16 protein-coding genes are annotated in these 15,084 nt (G+C 71.1%); 14 read left to right on the forward strand and 2 right to left on the reverse strand.

Translation table 11 applies throughout. The features are described from left to right. Nucleotides 1–12 precede the first annotated feature (12 nt). Nucleotides 13–405: a VOC family protein gene (locus tag OHA17_RS09445; protein WP_406505780.1), complete on the forward strand. Its 393-nt coding sequence runs from the start codon at nucleotides 13–15 to the stop codon at nucleotides 403–405. On the opposite strand, the gene OHA17_RS09450 is transcribed toward OHA17_RS09445, so the two are convergent. After that, entirely contained in the window at nucleotides 345–1,067 is a 723-nt protein-coding gene (locus OHA17_RS09450; RefSeq protein ID WP_406505782.1) for a helix-turn-helix domain-containing protein, read from the reverse strand. The two genes, OHA17_RS09445 and OHA17_RS09450, sit on opposite strands and share 61 nt — an antisense overlap. Before the next feature lie 37 nt (nucleotides 1,068–1,104). Further along, nucleotides 1,105–2,301: a YihY/virulence factor BrkB family protein gene (locus OHA17_RS09455; RefSeq protein ID WP_406505784.1), complete on the reverse strand. Its 1,197-nt coding sequence runs from the start codon at nucleotides 2,299–2,301 to the stop codon at nucleotides 1,105–1,107. Nucleotides 2,302–2,318: 17 nt separating this feature from the next. Between OHA17_RS09455 and OHA17_RS09460 the strand changes: the two genes are divergently transcribed. From OHA17_RS09460 to OHA17_RS09520, 13 genes are all read left to right on the forward strand, one after another. Continuing rightward, nucleotides 2,319–3,965: an acyl-CoA dehydrogenase family protein gene (locus tag OHA17_RS09460; RefSeq protein ID WP_406505786.1), complete on the forward strand. Its 1,647-nt coding sequence runs from the start codon at nucleotides 2,319–2,321 to the stop codon at nucleotides 3,963–3,965. A gap of 276 nt (nucleotides 3,966–4,241) precedes the next feature. Further along, nucleotides 4,242–5,534, forward strand: a complete 1,293-nt coding sequence (locus OHA17_RS09465) for a GAF domain-containing protein (protein WP_406505788.1) — start codon at nucleotides 4,242–4,244, stop codon at nucleotides 5,532–5,534. Between the two features lie 43 nt (nucleotides 5,535–5,577). Continuing rightward, the gene (locus tag OHA17_RS09470; RefSeq protein ID WP_406505790.1) at nucleotides 5,578–6,141 is read left to right on the forward strand and encodes a GNAT family N-acetyltransferase; all 564 of its coding nucleotides are present in this window, start codon (nucleotides 5,578–5,580) and stop codon (nucleotides 6,139–6,141) included. Nucleotides 6,142–6,314: 173 nt separating this feature from the next. After that, on the forward strand, nucleotides 6,315–6,398 hold the full coding sequence (locus tag OHA17_RS09475; protein ID WP_310591794.1) for a putative leader peptide: 84 nt from the start codon (nucleotides 6,315–6,317) through the stop codon (nucleotides 6,396–6,398). A gap of 114 nt (nucleotides 6,399–6,512) precedes the next feature. After that, a complete protein-coding gene (locus OHA17_RS09480; RefSeq protein WP_406505792.1) occupies nucleotides 6,513–8,210 on the forward strand; it encodes a nitrite/sulfite reductase in 1,698 nt (565 codons plus the stop codon). 31 nt (nucleotides 8,211–8,241) lie between these two features. After that, nucleotides 8,242–8,421 (forward strand): hypothetical protein, encoded by a 180-nt coding sequence (locus OHA17_RS09485; RefSeq protein ID WP_406505794.1) that lies wholly within the window; start codon nucleotides 8,242–8,244, stop codon nucleotides 8,419–8,421. Further along, entirely contained in the window at nucleotides 8,418–9,131 is a 714-nt protein-coding gene (locus OHA17_RS09490; protein WP_406505796.1) for a phosphoadenylyl-sulfate reductase, read from the forward strand. Before OHA17_RS09485 ends, OHA17_RS09490 begins: the two co-directional genes overlap by 4 nt. A gap of 32 nt (nucleotides 9,132–9,163) precedes the next feature. Next, nucleotides 9,164–9,709: an adenylyl-sulfate kinase gene (gene cysC, locus OHA17_RS09495; RefSeq protein WP_406505798.1), complete on the forward strand. Its 546-nt coding sequence runs from the start codon at nucleotides 9,164–9,166 to the stop codon at nucleotides 9,707–9,709. Next, a complete protein-coding gene (gene cysD, locus OHA17_RS09500) occupies nucleotides 9,706–10,641 on the forward strand; it encodes a sulfate adenylyltransferase subunit CysD (RefSeq protein ID WP_053726034.1) in 936 nt (311 codons plus the stop codon). The genes cysC and cysD overlap by 4 nt, the downstream gene beginning before the upstream one ends. 1 nt (nucleotide 10,642) lies before the next feature. Further along, nucleotides 10,643–11,992 (forward strand): sulfate adenylyltransferase subunit 1, encoded by a 1,350-nt coding sequence (locus OHA17_RS09505; RefSeq protein WP_406505800.1) that lies wholly within the window; start codon nucleotides 10,643–10,645, stop codon nucleotides 11,990–11,992. A 257-nt stretch (nucleotides 11,993–12,249) separates the two neighbouring features. After that, on the forward strand, nucleotides 12,250–13,362 hold the full coding sequence (locus OHA17_RS09510) for an aliphatic sulfonate ABC transporter substrate-binding protein (protein ID WP_406505802.1): 1,113 nt from the start codon (nucleotides 12,250–12,252) through the stop codon (nucleotides 13,360–13,362). 45 nt (nucleotides 13,363–13,407) lie between these two features. After that, nucleotides 13,408–14,202, forward strand: coding sequence for an ABC transporter ATP-binding protein (locus OHA17_RS09515; RefSeq protein WP_053726031.1), 795 nt, complete (start codon nucleotides 13,408–13,410; stop codon nucleotides 14,200–14,202). Next, complete coding sequence (locus OHA17_RS09520) at nucleotides 14,189–15,079, forward strand: ABC transporter permease (RefSeq protein ID WP_406505805.1); 891 nt, start codon at nucleotides 14,189–14,191, stop codon at nucleotides 15,077–15,079. The genes OHA17_RS09515 and OHA17_RS09520 overlap by 14 nt, the downstream gene beginning before the upstream one ends. Nucleotides 15,080–15,084 lie beyond the last annotated feature (5 nt).

Here is a 15,084-nt window from a genome sequence, read left to right on the forward strand (position 1 = left end):
TACGGTGAGGCCATGACTCCACGACTCGACGCCATCGGCCTGGTAGCGGCCGACATGGCCGCATCGCTCGCCTTCTACCGCCGCCTGGGCCTCACCGTTCCGGCCGACGCGGACACCCAGCCGCATGTGGAGTGCACGCTCCCCGGTGGCACCCGGGTCCTGTGGGACACCGAGGACACCGTCCGCTCCTTCGACCCGGACTGGACGCGCCCCGAGGGCGGCGGCCGTACGGGACTGGCCTTCGCCTGCGACTCGCCCGCCGAGGTCGACGCGACGTACGAGGCGCTCACGGCGGCCGGGTACGACGGCCGCCTCAAGCCCTGGGACGCCTTCTGGGGGCAGCGCTACGCGGTCGTCCACGACCCGGACGGCGTGGAGGTCTCGCTGTTCGCCGCGCTCGCGTAGTCGGTCAGCGTCATCCCGGCCAGCGAGCGCATCTCGCGGGCGAGGTGGGCCTGGTCGGCGCAGCCGGCGCCGAGCGCGGCCTCGGCGTACGGCACGCCCTGGCGTACGAGGCCGAGGGCACGCTGGAGGCGCAGGATGCGGGCCAGGGTCTTGGGTCCGTAGCCGAAGACGTCGAGGCAGCGGCGGTGCAGCTGGCGGGCGCCGAGGCCGGCCTCGGCGGCGGTGGCCCACACGCTCCACCCGGCGGCCAGCCGGTCCGCCACCGCGCGGGTCAGCGGGTCGGGGCGGGGCGCCTTCGCAAGGGCCACGGCTTCGAGGGCGGCGGCCGGGTGGGCCGCCTCGCCGACCCGTTCGGCAAGCGAGCGCACCTCGGCGCCGGGCCAGATCCCGTCGAGGTCGACCCGGGTGTCACACAGTTCGTGCGCCGGGACGCCGAGGACTGCGGGCCCGGCGCCGGGGGCGAAGCGGATCCCGGCGTAGCGCGTGCCGGGGGCCGCGTCGGGCACGTAGGCGTGGGTGTCGGGGCCCGCCACCAGGAGGCGGCCCTCGCACCAGAGCAGATCCATGCAGCCGTCCGGAAGGACGGGCCGCGCGTCGTCGCCGGCCACGGTCCGGGTCCACACGAAGGCGCCGGACAGCCGGGAAGGCCGCTCTCGGTACATGCTTCGAGGGTAGTCCGGCCTCCCGGCGGTGGGCCCGTCAGTCGTGGTCGCGCGGGGACTTCTCGTGGTCGCGTGGGGGCTTCTCCTGGGGCTTGTCCTCGGGCTTCTTCGTGGTGTGCAGGCGGGACTTCACGTCGTCCGGCGGCAGGAACTTCGACCAGCGCTCGGGGAACTCGGAGGGCATCCCGGGGTCGCCCGCCTCGTCGCCGTCGTCGTCGCCGTCGTCGAAGAGCATCGGCTGGACCGGCTGTGCCCGGGCCACGAGCTGGGCGGCCTGTGCGGTGCGCACCCGGTCGCTGGACGCGCGGGCGGCGGCCGTCGCCACCGACGGCCAGACCCGGTCGATGGCCGCGTTGACGGCCGCGCCGACAAGCACCGCGAACGCCGAGATGCCGATCCACAGCAGCACCGCGATGGGCGCCGCGAGCGAGCCGTAGATGGTGGGGCCCTCGACCGTGCTGGTCAGGTAGATCCGCAGCAGGAACGAGCCGAGCACCCACATCGCGAGGGCCACCAGGGCGCCCGGCACGTCCTCGATCCACGGCGAGCGGACCGGCACCGAGACGTGGAAGAGGGTGGTCAGGAACGCGATGGACAACAGGATCATCGTCGGCCAGTACAGGAAGCTGATCACGTTCGTGCCCCAGGGGATCAGCTCCACCACCCGGTCCGGGCCGACCACCGCGAGCGGCAGCACGACCGCGCCGATCAGGAGCGCGACGATGTACAGGAGCAGCGAGAGCAGCCGGGTCTTGACGATGCCGCGGTGCCCGTCGAGCCCGTACATCACGGTGATGGTGTCGATGAAGACGTTGACCGCGCGCGAGCCCGACCACAGGGCGATGGCGAAGCCGATGGAGACGATGTCCGGGCGTTTGCCCTTGGTGACGTCTTCGAGGAGCGGCTGGGCGAACTCGTGCACACCCCGGTCGGACAGTACGGTTCCGGCCGCGTTCAGGATGTTCTGCTCGATGCTGGCGACGGTGTGGGTGCTGGTCCAGCCGTCCACGTAGCCGAGCAGCGCGATGACACTGAGCAGCAGCGGAGGCAGCGAGAGGAGCGTGAAGAACGCGGCCTCGGCGGCCAGGCCCAGGATGCGGTACTCGACGCAGGAGTTGACGGTGTCCTTGAGGAGCAGCCAGCCCAGTTTCCGCTTCGAGACGTTGCGGTAGAGGACGCGGGCCCGATGAAGGCGGCCGGATGTCCGCTCGGGTGTTTCATTTGCTGGCTGCACGTCCTTACCGTATCGGCATGGCAGCCACCACCCACACAGTGACCAACCAGGCTCCGCCCCTGGTGGGGTACGACGTCTTCACCGCCGACCGGGCCCTGTCCGAGGCGGTCGAGCGGCACACCGCGCCGGAACTCGTCGACGAGGTACGAGAGGAGCTCGCGGGCCTCGGACGGACCGCGGGATCGGCCCAGGCCCAGGAGTGGGGTGTGCTGGCGAACGAGAATCCGCCGAAGCTGCGCACCCACGACCGGTACGGCAACCGCATCGACGAGGTCGAGTTCCATCCCAGCTGGCACCGGCTGCTCGGCAAGGCGGTGTCCGCCGGGCTCACCGACGCCTGGGGGCGGCCCGCCGGGCACGTGCGGCGGGCCGCCGGCTTCCTGGTGTGGACGCAGGCCGAGGGCGGGCACGGATGCCCGGTCTCGATGACGCACGCGGCGGTGCCCGCGCTGCGCACCGACCCGGCGCTCGCCGCCGAGTGGGAGCCGCGGCTCACCTCGCACGTGTACGAGGAGGGGCTGCGGCCCGCCGCCGAGAAGGGCGGGGTGCTCTTCGGGATGGGCATGACGGAGAAGCAGGGCGGCAGCGACGTCCGGGCGAACACGACGTCCGCGGTGCCGCTTTCCGCCGACGGCGAGTACGTCCTGACCGGGCACAAGTGGTTCTGTTCGGCGCCGATGAGCGACGGGTTCCTGGTCCTTGCCCAGGCATCCCCCTCCAAAAAGGACAGCCTGACGTGCTTCCTGGTGCCGCGGGTTCTCGCCGACGGCACGCGCAACACGTTCGCGATCCAGCGGCTCAAGGACAAGCTGGGCAACAGGTCGAACGCGTCGAGCGAGGTCGAGTTCGACGGAACGTGGGCGCGCCGGGTCGGTGAGGAGGGGCGCGGGGTGCGCACCATCATCGAGATGGTGGCGGCGACCCGGCTCGACTGTGTGATCGGCTCGGCGGCGATCATGCGGCAGGCCGTGGCGCAGGCCGTCCACCACGCCTCGTACCGAAGTGCGTTCGGTGGGTTGCTCGTCGAGAAGCCGCTGATGCGCAACGTGCTCGCCGATCTGGCCCTGGAGTCGGAGGCGGCCACCACGCTGGCGCTGCGTCTCGCGGCCGCCTACGACGCCGATACGGAGGAGGAGCGGGCGTTTTTGCGGCTCGCGGTGCCGGCCGCCAAGTACTGGGTCACCAAGCGGTGCACGCCGGTGGCGGGCGAGGCGCTCGAATGCCTCGGCGGCAACGGGTACGTCGAGGAGTCCGGGATGCCGCGGCTGCTGCGGGAGGCTCCGCTGAACTCGATCTGGGAGGGCTCGGGCAACGTCCAGGCCCTGGACGTCCTGCGGGCGCTCCAGCGCGAGCCGCAGGCGATCAACGCGTTCCTCCAGGAGGTCGGCAAGGCACGCGGCGCGGACCACCGCCTCGACGCGGCGATCAAGGACCTGCTGACCGAACTCTCCGACCTGGACGGCATCGAGGCGCGGGCGCGGCGGCTTGTGGAGCGGATGGCGCTGGTGCTCCAGGGTTCGCTGCTCGTGCGCTGGGCGCCGGCACAGGTCGCGGACGCGTTCTGCGCGTCGCGGCTCGGCGGCGACTGGGGGGCGGCGTTCGGGACGCTGCCGCACTCGCTGGATCTGGCGTCGGTGGTGGAGCGGGCCCGCGCCGAGGTGTGAGCGGAGGGCCGCCGCGGCCGAAAAGGTCCGTCAGGGGTGGTGCTGCGCCGACACGGCACCACCCCCGCGCTCATGCGTCCGTGGAGGGAGCATGACGACCGGACTTCCGGTGCTCTCCCACCTTCGTACACGCGCACGGCCGTTCGCGAGCGTTGCAAAGGGTTGCAACCATGTGCGGCATATCGCCCCGCGCCAACTCCCGGACGGGCAGGATGAATTCAGGACACGCGGGGCTCAGTACGTGACGGACGCCGGTGTCGACAGCAGGAGGATTCCGTGGAGACCAACACGCTCGACGTGGCCCGGCTGGCCGCGATGGACTCCCGGGAGGCGACCCGGCTCCTGAAGAGCATGCGGGCGGCCGCCCTTGAGGGCCGGCGCACCAAGGTCGTGCCGCGTACGGACATCGGGGAGTCCTGGCGGCGGATGCTCAGCAGCGGGCTCGACCCGGACGGGGAGAACCGTGCCGGGCTGCTTCCGCTCGCCGAGGTCGAACGGCGCAGGCGGCACTCGCGGTTGACCGAGGTCCTTCCGGTGCTGCGGGACGCCCTGGTGTCGGTGGCGGACGCCGCACAGCACATCATGGTGGTCTCGGACGCCGAGGGGCGGCTGCTGTGGCGCGAGGGGCACCCCTCCGTCCTGAAGCTCGCCGACACCCTGGGCTTCGAGGTCGGCGCCGACTGGAGCGAGACGGCCGCCGGCACCAACGGGGTGGGCACCCCGCTCGTCACCGGCCGACCGGTGCAGGTGTTCTCGGCCGAGCACTTCGTGTCCGCCCACCACACCTGGACCTGCGCGGGCGCGCCCATCGTCGACCCGCGCGACGGGCGGCTGCTCGGCGTCGTCGACATCAGCGGGCCGCTCAGCACGATGCACCCGGCCACGCTGTCCTTCGTGACGTCGGTGACCCGGCTCGCCGCGGCGGAGTTGCGCAACCGGCACTTCGCCGCGCTTGAGCGGCTGCGTACGGTGGCCGCGCCGGTGCTCTGCCGGATCGGCGGGCGGGCCCTTGCCGTCGACGACAACGGCTGGGTGGCGGCGGTCACCGGCATGCCGCCCACCGACCGGCTCGCGCTGCCGAAGGCGCCGCGCTCGGGCCGGGTGTGGCTGCCCTCGCTCGGCATGTGCACGGTCGAGCCGCTGCCCGGCGGCCGGCTCGTCCAGGTCGACGGAGAGGGCGGCGGCGCGGGCCCCTCGACGGCCCGGCGGGTCGTGCTCGACCTCAGCCGGCCGCGGCGCTGCTCGGTGACCGTCTCGGGCGACGCGGGCAGCTGGACGCAGGAGCTCAGCCCCCGCCACGCGGAGCTGCTGTTCGTCCTGGCGCAGAACCGGGAGGGCCGCAGCGCGGCCCAGCTCGCGCAGGACATCTTCGAGGACCCGACGCGCACGGTGACCGTACGGGCCGAGATGTCACGGCTGCGCCGCCACCTCGCGGAGGTGCTCGCGCACCGCCCGTACCGCTTCAGCGAGGACGTGCGGGTGGAGGTGGTCGGGCCGGACCGCCCGGCGGACCTGCTCCCCCACTCCTCGTCCCCAGCGGTGAGACTGGCCCGGGGCCGCCACCCCTGACCTGCGTTGGAAGCATCGCGCGCCGCATGATTGCCTGAGCCGCATGAGTATCACCGTGACCACCTGGTCCCTTGAGCAGACCTCCCTCGCCGATCTGCGCCCGGCCGCCGAGCCGTCCGGCGACGTCACGATCGTGCGCGCCGAGGTCCCCTCGCCGGAGTTCAGCCGCTTCCTCTATACGGCGGTCGGCGGCGACATCAAGTGGATCGACCGCCTGGGCATGTCGTACGCCGAGTGGGAGCGGGCGCTCGCCGGGCCGGGCACGGAGACCTGGGTGGCCTACGACCGGGGCACCCCCGCGGGCTACGTGGAGCTGGAGGCCCAGCCCGGCGGCTCGGTCGAGATCGTCTACTTCGGTCTGATCCCCGCCTTCCGCGGCCGGCGGATCGGCGGCCACCTCCTGTCGTACGGGATCCGGCGGGCCTGGGACCTGGCCGAACGCTGGCCGGAACTGCCCGCCACCGAGCGGGTGCGGCTGCACACCTGCTCGCTGGACGGGGAGCACGCCATGGACAACTATCTGCGCCGCGGCTTCAAGCTCTTCGAGACCAAGGAGGAGCAGGCCGAGGACGTCGCCGCGCCGGGGCCCTGGCCGGGGGCGTTCTGAGGGGCGGGCGAACGGCCCTCGGGCAGCTTCAGGTGGCTTCGGACGGTTTCCCGGCGGGGGAACCGCCGCGTCCGCCCGTGACCCGGGACACAGCGTCCCACCATTCGGGACACCAATGTCCACATTATGGATAGTGGTGGACTGGGTCTAAAGTCCCGTGACACGCTTCCGTCATGTCTGGAACTGGAATTGCCTTGGTGAGTCGGCGGCACGTCGACCTCGGCCGCATGTCCAGCGCCATCTGTCCGGCACGCTGACGCCTCCAGCAACGCCGCGATCTCTTTCCTCTTTGTCCTGACTGCGCACCGCCGCGCCGAAGCGCGAGTGTGCAGGTCAGAGCCGCCCACCTGCAGTCCCGAAGGACATATGCCATGGCCGCCACCCCAGAAAACCCTGCCCCCGCGACGCCCCGCCGCAAGCCGGGCCGCCACCGTGGTGAAGGCCAGTGGGCCGTTGGCCATTTCACGCCCCTCAACGGGAACGAGCAGTTCAAGAAGGACGACGACGGTCTCAATGTGCGGACACGCATTGAGACGATCTACTCCAAGCGCGGCTTCGACTCGATCGACCCCAACGACCTGCGCGGCCGGATGCGCTGGTGGGGGCTCTACACCCAGCGCCGGCAGGGCATCGACGGCGGCAAGACCGCGATCCTGGAGCCGGAGGAGCTGGACGACGAGTACTTCATGCTGCGCGTCCGCATCGACGGCGGCCGGCTGACCACCGAGCAGCTGCGCGTGATCGGCGAGATCTCGCAGGAGTTCGCGCGCGGCACCGCCGACCTCACCGACCGGCAGAACATCCAGTACCACTGGATCCGCATCGAGGACGTCCCGGAGATCTGGAACCGGCTCGAAGCGGTCGGCCTGTCCACCACCGAGGCCTGCGGCGACACCCCGCGTGTCATCCTCGGCTCGCCGGTCGCCGGGATCGCCGCGGACGAGATCATCGACGGCACCCCGGCCATCGACGAGATCCAGCGCCGCTTCATCGGCAACCCGGCCTTCTCCAACCTGCCCCGCAAGTTCAAGTCGGCCGTCTCGGGCTCCCCCCAGCTGGACGTCGCGCACGAGATCAACGACATCGCGTTCGTCGGCGTGGAGCACCCCGAGCACGGGCCGGGCTTCGACCTGTGGGTCGGCGGCGGCCTCTCCACCAACCCCAAGCTCGGCGTGCGGCTCGGCGCCTGGGTGCCCCTGGACGAGGTGCCGGACGTCTTCGAGGGCGTCATCTCGATCTTCCGCGACTACGGCTACCGGCGCCTTCGCACCCGCGCCCGCCTGAAGTTCCTGGTCGCCGACTGGGGCCCGGAGAAGTTCCGCCAGGTCCTCCAGGACGAGTACCTCAAGCGCGAGCTGCTCGACGGCCCCGCGCCCGAGCAGCCCAGGGACGTCTGGCGCGACCACCTCGGGGTGCACCGCCAGAACGACGGCCGCTTCTACGTCGGCTTCGCGTCCCGCGTCGGACGCGTCGACGGCGCCACCCTGAGCAAGATCGCCGAGCTCGCCGAGACGCACGGCTCGGGCCGCCTTCGCACCACCGCCGAGCAGAAGCTGATCGTGCTCGACGTCGCGGAGGACCGCGTGGACTCGCTCGTGTCCGGTCTGGAGGCGCTCGGCCTCAAGGTCAACGCCTCGCCGTTCCGGCGCGGCACCATGGCCTGCACCGGCATCGAGTTCTGCAAGCTGGCCATCGTCGAGACGAAGGCGCGCGGCGCCTCGCTCATCGACGAACTGGAGCGCCGCATCCCGGAGTTCGACGAGCCCATCACCATCAACATCAACGGCTGCCCGAACTCCTGCGCCCGCATCCAGGTCGCCGACATCGGCCTCAAGGGCCAGCTGGTCCTGGACGGCGACGGCAACCAGGTCGAGGGCTTCCAGGTGCACCTGGGCGGCGCGCTCGGCCTGGAGGCCGGCTTCGGCCGCAAGGTCCGCGGTCTGAAGGTCACCTCGGCCGAGCTGCCCGACTACGTCGAACGCGTCCTCAAGCGCTTCCAGGCGGAGCGCACCGAGGGCGAGCGGTTCGCCGCCTGGACCGCCCGCGCGAGCGAAGAGGCACTGTCGTGAGCGGCGGCGAACGGCAGCGAGAGGAGCAGCCATGAGCGAGCGTGCGGCCCCCTTCCACTGCCCGTACTGCGGCGACGAGGACCTGCGTCCCAACGAAACCGGACACGGCGCGTGGGAATGCGCGGCGTGCAACCGGGCCTTCCAGTTGAAGTTCCTCGGGCTGCTCGCCCGCGGCGTTCAGCACAACGACCGTGGAGGGGAAGCGATATGACGGCCACTCAGACCGACGAGCGCACCGCCGAAGACCTCAAGGCGCTCGCCGAGCAGGCGGGCCGGGACCTCGAAGAGGCCTCCCCGCTGGAGATCCTGCGGTGGGCGGCCGACACCTTCGGCAAGCGGTTCTGCGTCACGTCCTCCATGGAGGACGCGGTCGTGGCCCACCTCGCCTCGCGCGCGATGCCCGGTGTGGACGTGGTGTTCCTCGACACCGGCTACCACTTCCCCGAGACCATCGGCACCCGCGACGCGGTCGCCGAGGTGATGGACGTCAACGTCATCACGCTGACCCCGCGCCAGAGCGTCGCCGAGCAGGACGCCGAGTACGGCCCGAAGCTGCACGACCGCGTCCCCGACCTGTGCTGCGCCCTGCGCAAGATCAAGCCCCTTGAACAGGGCCTGGGTTCGTACTCCGCGTGGGCCACCGGGCTGCGCCGCGACGAGTCGTTGACCCGGGCCAACACCCCGGTCGTCGGCTGGGACGAGAAGCGGCAGAAGGTCAAGGTGTCGCCGATCGCCCGCTGGACGCAGGACGACGTGGACGCCTACGTCGCGGAGCACGGTGTGATCACCAACCTCCTCCTCATGGACGGCTACCCCTCGATCGGCTGCGCGCCCTGCACCCGCCGGGTCGCCGAGGGCGAGGACGCGCGGGCCGGACGCTGGGCCGGACGCAACAAGACCGAGTGCGGGCTGCACGGATGACGGACCGTCAGAAGAATGATCAGGAGACTTCGATGAGCGTGACGGAGGCGGGAGCCACCATCTGGCTGACCGGTCTGCCGAGCGCCGGCAAGACCACCATCGCGTACGAGCTCGCGGGCCGCCTGCGCGAGGGCGGCCACCGCGTCGAGGTGCTCGACGGCGACGAGATCCGCGAGTTCCTCTCGGCGGGCCTCGGCTTCAGCCGCGAGGACCGGCACACCAACGTGCAGCGGATCGGCTTCGTCGCCGAACTGCTCGCCGCCAACGGCGTGAAGGCGCTCGTCCCGGTGATCGCCCCGTACGCCGACAGCCGCGAGGCCGTCCGCAAGCGCCACCAGAGCGAGGGCACCGCCTATCTGGAGGTGCACGTCGCGACGCCGGTGGAGGTCTGCTCCGTACGCGATGTGAAGGGTCTGTACGCCAAGCAGGCGGCGGGCGAGATCAGCGGCCTGACCGGCGTCGACGACCCGTACGAGGCGCCCGAGGCGCCGGATCTGCGGATCGAGTCGCACACCCAGACCGTGCACGAGTCCGCGGCCGCGCTGCATGCGCTGCTCACCGAGAGGGGCCTGGCATGACGTCGGCAATCACCGTGAGCGAGGGCACCGACACCCCCTACGCGCTCAGCCACCTGGACGCCCTGGAGTCCGAGGCGGTGCACATCTTCCGTGAGGTGGCGGGTGAGTTCGAGCGGCCGGTCATCCTTTTCTCCGGCGGCAAGGACTCCATCGTCATGCTGCACCTGGCGCTGAAGGCGTTCGCCCCGGCGGCCGTTCCCTTCACGCTGCTGCACGTCGACACCGGGCACAACTTCCCCGAGGTTCTCGCCTACCGCGACCGGGTAGTGGCCGAGCACGGCCTTCGCCTGCACGTCGCCTCGGTGCAGGACTACATCGACGCGGGCAAGCTGCGCGAGCGCCCGGACGGGACGCGCAACCCGCTCCAGACCCTCCCGCTGACCGAGGCCATCCAGGAGCACCGGTTCGACGCGGTGTTCGGCGGCGGCCGCCGTGACGAGGAGAAGGCCCGCGCCAAGGAGCGCGTGTTCTCGCTGCGCGACGAGTTCTCGCAGTGGGACCCGCGCCGCCAGCGCCCCGAGCTGTGGCAGCTCTACAACGGCCGGCACGCCCCCGGTGAGCACGTCCGGGTGTTCCCGCTGTCCAACTGGACCGAGCTGGACGTGTGGCAGTACATCGCCCGCGAGGACATCGACCTGCCCCAGATCTACTTCGCGCACGAGCGCGAGGTGTTCAAGCGGTCCGGGATGTGGCTGACCGCCGGCGAGTGGGGCGGCCCCAAGGCCGACGAGAGCGTCGAGACCCGTCTGGTGCGCTACCGCACGGTCGGCGACATGTCCTGCACCGGCGCCGTCGACTCCGACGCGACGACGCTGGACGCCGTCATCACCGAGATCGCCGCATCGAGGCTCACCGAGCGGGGCGCCACCCGCGCCGACGACAAGATGTCCGAGGCCGCGATGGAAGACCGCAAGCGCGAGGGGTACTTCTAGAATGTCCAACTCCGTTGACAACGCAGTGCAGTTGGCCGACCTGTCGGCCACCACCCTGTTGCGCTTCGCGACCGCCGGGTCCGTCGACGACGGCAAGTCCACCCTGGTGGGCCGGCTCCTGCACGACTCCAAGTCGGTCCTGACCGACCAGCTCGAAGCCGTCGAGGCGGCCTCGCTCAAGCGCGGTCAGGAGGCCCCCGACCTGGCGCTGCTCACCGACGGCCTGCGGGCCGAGCGCGAGCAGGGCATCACCATCGACGTGGCCTACCGCTACTTCGCGACCCCGCGGCGCCGGTTCATCCTGGCCGACACCCCCGGGCACGTGCAGTACACCCGCAACATGGTGACCGGCGCCTCCACCGCCGACCTCGCCGTGGTCCTGGTCGACGCCCGCAACGGCGTCATCGAGCAGACCCGCCGGCACGCCGCGGTCGCCGCCCTCCTGCGCGTCCCGCACGTCGTCCTCGCCGTCAACAAGATGGACCTGGTGGCGTACGAGGAGAAGGTCTTCGCGAAGATCGCCGAGGAATTCACCGCGTACGCGAGCGAGTTGGGCGTCCCGGAGATCACTGCCATCCCGATCTCGGCGCTTGCCGGGGACAACGTGGTGGAGCCCAGCGCCAACATGGACTGGTACGGCGGCCCCACCGTCCTGGAGCACCTGGAGACGGTCCCGGTCAGCCACGACCTGACCTCCTGCCACGCGCGCCTTCCCGTGCAGTACGTGATCCGGCCGCAGACCGCCGAGCTCCCGGACTACCGCGGATACGCGGGCCAGATCGCCGCCGGCACGTTCCGGGTCGGCGAGCCGGTGACCGTGCTTCCCTCCGGGCGCACCAGCAGGATCGTGGGGATCGACCTGCTCGGCGAGTCCGTCGACATCGCCTGGACTCCGCAGTCCGTCACCCTCCTCCTGGAGGACGACATCGACATCTCGCGCGGCGACCTGATCGTGCCGAGCGGGGACGCCCCCGCCACCACCCAGGACGTGGAGGCGACCGTCTGCCACGTGGCCGACCAGCCCCTGACGGTGGGTCAGCGGGTGCTGCTCAAGCACACCACCCGCACGGTCAAGGCGATCGTCAAGGAGATCCCGTCCCGGCTGACCCTGGACGACCTCTCCCAGCACCCCGAGCCGGGCCAGCTCGTCGCCAACGACATCGGCCAGGTCTTGGTGCGCACCGCCGAGCCGCTCGCGCTCGACTCGTACGCCGACTCGCGGCGCACGGGCTCGTTCCTGCTGATCGACCCGGCGGACGGCACCACGCTCGCGGCCGGCATGGCGGGCGAGTCGTTCGCCACCCACAAGGTGCTCAACACCGTTGCGGACGAAGCGGGTTGGGACTTCTGATGCCGGGACTCCTGATGCACAGTCACGACGTGTACTCGACCTTCGCGAAGGAGGGCGGCCGCGTGGGCAGCGGCGCCCTCGGCAGCGGCCAGGGCGGGGTCGCCCGATGTGCGCGATGACGTACGCGCACCGCTCGCGCGCCCGGATGCACCACCAGCACCGCCCGCACCGCCGAAGACCTGCCGACTTCCCGGCCGCGTCCCGGAGTTGAGACTCCGCCGGACGTAAGCACCGGGCCTCCGAGAGGACACCCTCCCGTGCCTGCCAGCTCCACTTTGCGGCGCAGCCTGACAGCCGCCGCCACCCTGCCCCTGCTGTTCGGGGCGCTCGCCGCCTGCGGCTACGGCTCCTCCGCGAACAAGGACGACGCCGGGAAGGCCGCGCCCGCCGCCGACGGCAAGAAGCTCTCCGCCGACTCCGTGAAGATCGGCTACTTCCCGAACCTGACCCACGCCACGCCGCTGATCGGCGTCCAGGAGGGGCTGTTCCAGAAGGAGCTGGGCGGCACGGCCGTCAAGACGGCCACCTTCAACGCGGGGCCCTCCGAGATCGAGGCGCTCAACGCGGGCTCGATCGACATCGGCTGGATCGGCCCCTCGCCGGCCATCAACGGCTTCACCAAGTCCAAGGGCCAGAGCCTGCGCATCATCGGCGGCTCGGCCTCCGGCGGTGTGAAGCTGGTGGTCAACCCGAACAAGATCAAGTCGGTGGACGAGCTCAAGGGCAAGAACATCGCGACCCCGCAGCTCGGCAACACCCAGGACGTGGCGTTCCTGAACTGGCTGGCCGACAAGGGCTGGAAGGTCGACGCGCAGAGCGGCAAGGGCGACGTCAACGTGGTCCGCACCGACAACAAGATCACCCCGGACGCGTACAAGTCCGGCTCGATCGACGGCGCTTGGGTGCCCGAGCCGACCGCGTCCAAGCTGGTGCAGGAGGGCGGCAAGGTCCTCGTGGACGAGTCCGACCTGTGGCCGGACCACCAGTTCGTGATCACCAACATCATCGTGTCGCAGAAGTTCCTCAAGGAGCACCCCGATGTCGTCGAGGCGGTCCTGCGCGGCTCGGTGAAGACCAACGAGTGGATCGTCACCCACCCCGACCAGGCGAAGGCCTCGGCGAACGCCGCGCTCAAGAAGCTCTCCGGCAAGGAGCTGCCGGCGGACATCATCGACCCGGCGTGGAAGTCCATCCAGACCCTGGACGACCCGCTGGCGGCCAGCCTCCAGGCGCAGGCCGACCACGCGGTGAAGGCCGGCCTCCTCAAGAAGCCCGACCTCAAGGGCATCTACGACCTGGACCCGCTCAACAAGGTCCTCAAGTCCCTGGGCAGGCCCGAGGTCGGCGACGCCGGCCTCGGCGTCAACTAGTCCCCGTATCAAGCTGGTTCACAGGTTTCCCAGGAGGTGACGACCATGGCCACCGCACTCGCCAAGGCCACGGACCGCACGGCGGCGGCGCACGAGTACGCCGCCCGGATCGGGCACGTCTCGAAGTCCTTCAACGGTCCCGCGGGACCGCAGCTCGTCCTCGACGACATCTCGCTCGATGTCGCGCCGGGCGAGTTCGTCACCCTCCTGGGCGCCTCCGGCTGCGGAAAGTCGACGCTCCTCAACCTGGTGGCGGGCCTGGACGCGCCGACCGCGGGCACCATCGAGACGCCCGGCGGGCGGCCCGCCCTGATGTTCCAGGAGCACGCCCTGTTCCCGTGGCTGACCGCGGGCAAGAACATCGAGCTCGCCCTGCGGCTGCGCGGGGTGCCCAAGAACGACCGGCGCGAGCGGGCCGAGGAGCTCCTGGCCCTGGTCCGCCTCCAGGGCGCGTACGGCAAGCGCGTGCACGAGCTGTCCGGCGGCATGCGCCAGCGCGTGGCGATGGCCCGCGCGATCGCCCAGGACTCCCAACTCCTCCTGATGGACGAGCCGTTCGCGGCGCTCGACGCGATCACCCGCGACGTCCTGCACGACGAGCTGACCCGCATCTGGCGGGAGACGAACCTGTCCGTGCTCTTCGTGACGCACAACGTGCGCGAGGCGGTCCGGCTCGCCCAGCGCGTGGTGCTGCTCTCCTCGCGGCCCGGCCGGGTGGCCCACGAGTGGACGGTCGACATCGACCAGCCGCGCCGCATCGAGGACGCCGAAGTGGCGGAGCTCTCCGTCGAGATCACTGAACAACTGCGTGGGGAGATCCGCCGCCATGGCCAGCACTGAGACCACTGACGTCAGGGACTCCCCCGACCTGGGCAGCCTCGAAGCGGGGCTCGACGCGCTCGAAACCGTCCAGACCCACCGCACCCCGGTGCGCGAGGTCCTGGTCAAGAAGGTGCTGCCGCCACTGACCGCGGTCGCCCTGGTCCTGGTGGTGTGGCAGGTCCTGGTCTCGGCGAAGGTCACCGACTCCTACAAGCTGCCCGCGCCGTCCGCCGTGTGGTCGAGCCTGACCGACATGTGGCTCCAGGGGACCCTGCTCGACGTCGTGTGGACCAGCGTCTCGCGCGGTCTGCTCGGCTTCCTGCTCGCCCTTGCCATCGGCACGCCGCTCGGCCTGCTCGTGTCCCGGGTCAAGTTCGTGCGGGCCGCGATCGGTCCGATCCTGTCCGGGCTCCAGTCGCTGCCGTCGGTGGCCTGGGTCCCGCCGGCCGTGCTCTGGCTCGGCCTGAACGACTCGATGATGTACGCGGTGATCCTGCTCGGCGCGGTCCCCTCGATCGCCAACGGCCTGGTCTCCGGCGTCGACCAGGTGCCGCCGCTGTATCTGCGGGCGGGCCGCACGCTGGGCGCGACCGGGGTGCGCGGCGCCTGGCACATCCTGATGCCGGCCGCGCTGCCCGGCTACCTCGCCGGCCTGAAGCAGGGCTGGGCGTTCTCCTGGCGTTCGCTGATGGCCGCCGAGATCATCGCCTCCTCGCCCGATCTCGGGCTCGGGCTCGGCCAGTTGCTGGAGAACGGCCGCAACAACTCGGACATGCCCGGCATCTTTCTCGCGATCATCCTGATCCTGCTCGTCGGCATCGCCATCGACCTGCTGATCTTCAGCCCGCTGGAGCGCAGGGTGCTGCGCGGCCGCGGTCTGCTCGTGAAGGGCTGAGCCGC

It is taken from the genome of Streptomyces sp. NBC_00212, assembly GCF_045206365.1.
In the GTDB taxonomy this organism is placed as follows: Bacteria; Actinomycetota; Actinomycetes; order Streptomycetales; family Streptomycetaceae; genus Streptomyces.

Bases quoted from the DNA above. Each gene is read 5' to 3' on its own strand.
- OHA17_RS09485 (WP_406505794.1), top strand. From the start codon at position 8,242: ATGAGCGAGCGTGCGGCCCCCTTCCACTGCCCGTACTGCGGCGACGAG.
- OHA17_RS09450 (WP_406505782.1), bottom strand. From the start codon at position 1,067: ATGTACCGAGAGCGGCCTTCCCGGCTGTCCGGCGCCTTCGTGTGGACC.
- cysD (WP_053726034.1), top strand. From the start codon at position 9,706: ATGACGTCGGCAATCACCGTGAGCGAGGGCACCGACACCCCCTACGCG.
- OHA17_RS09480 (WP_406505792.1), top strand. From the start codon at position 6,513: ATGGCCGCCACCCCAGAAAACCCTGCCCCCGCGACGCCCCGCCGCAAG.
- OHA17_RS09445 (WP_406505780.1), top strand. From the start codon at position 13: ATGACTCCACGACTCGACGCCATCGGCCTGGTAGCGGCCGACATGGCC.
- OHA17_RS09470 (WP_406505790.1), top strand. From the start codon at position 5,578: ATGAGTATCACCGTGACCACCTGGTCCCTTGAGCAGACCTCCCTCGCC.
- OHA17_RS09475 (WP_310591794.1), top strand. From the start codon at position 6,315: ATGTCTGGAACTGGAATTGCCTTGGTGAGTCGGCGGCACGTCGACCTC.
- OHA17_RS09515 (WP_053726031.1), top strand. From the start codon at position 13,408: ATGGCCACCGCACTCGCCAAGGCCACGGACCGCACGGCGGCGGCGCAC.
- cysC (WP_406505798.1), top strand. From the start codon at position 9,164: ATGAGCGTGACGGAGGCGGGAGCCACCATCTGGCTGACCGGTCTGCCG.
- OHA17_RS09520 (WP_406505805.1), top strand. From the start codon at position 14,189: ATGGCCAGCACTGAGACCACTGACGTCAGGGACTCCCCCGACCTGGGC.
- OHA17_RS09460 (WP_406505786.1), top strand. From the start codon at position 2,319: ATGGCAGCCACCACCCACACAGTGACCAACCAGGCTCCGCCCCTGGTG.
- OHA17_RS09505 (WP_406505800.1), top strand. From the start codon at position 10,643: ATGTCCAACTCCGTTGACAACGCAGTGCAGTTGGCCGACCTGTCGGCC.
- OHA17_RS09490 (WP_406505796.1), top strand. From the start codon at position 8,418: ATGACGGCCACTCAGACCGACGAGCGCACCGCCGAAGACCTCAAGGCG.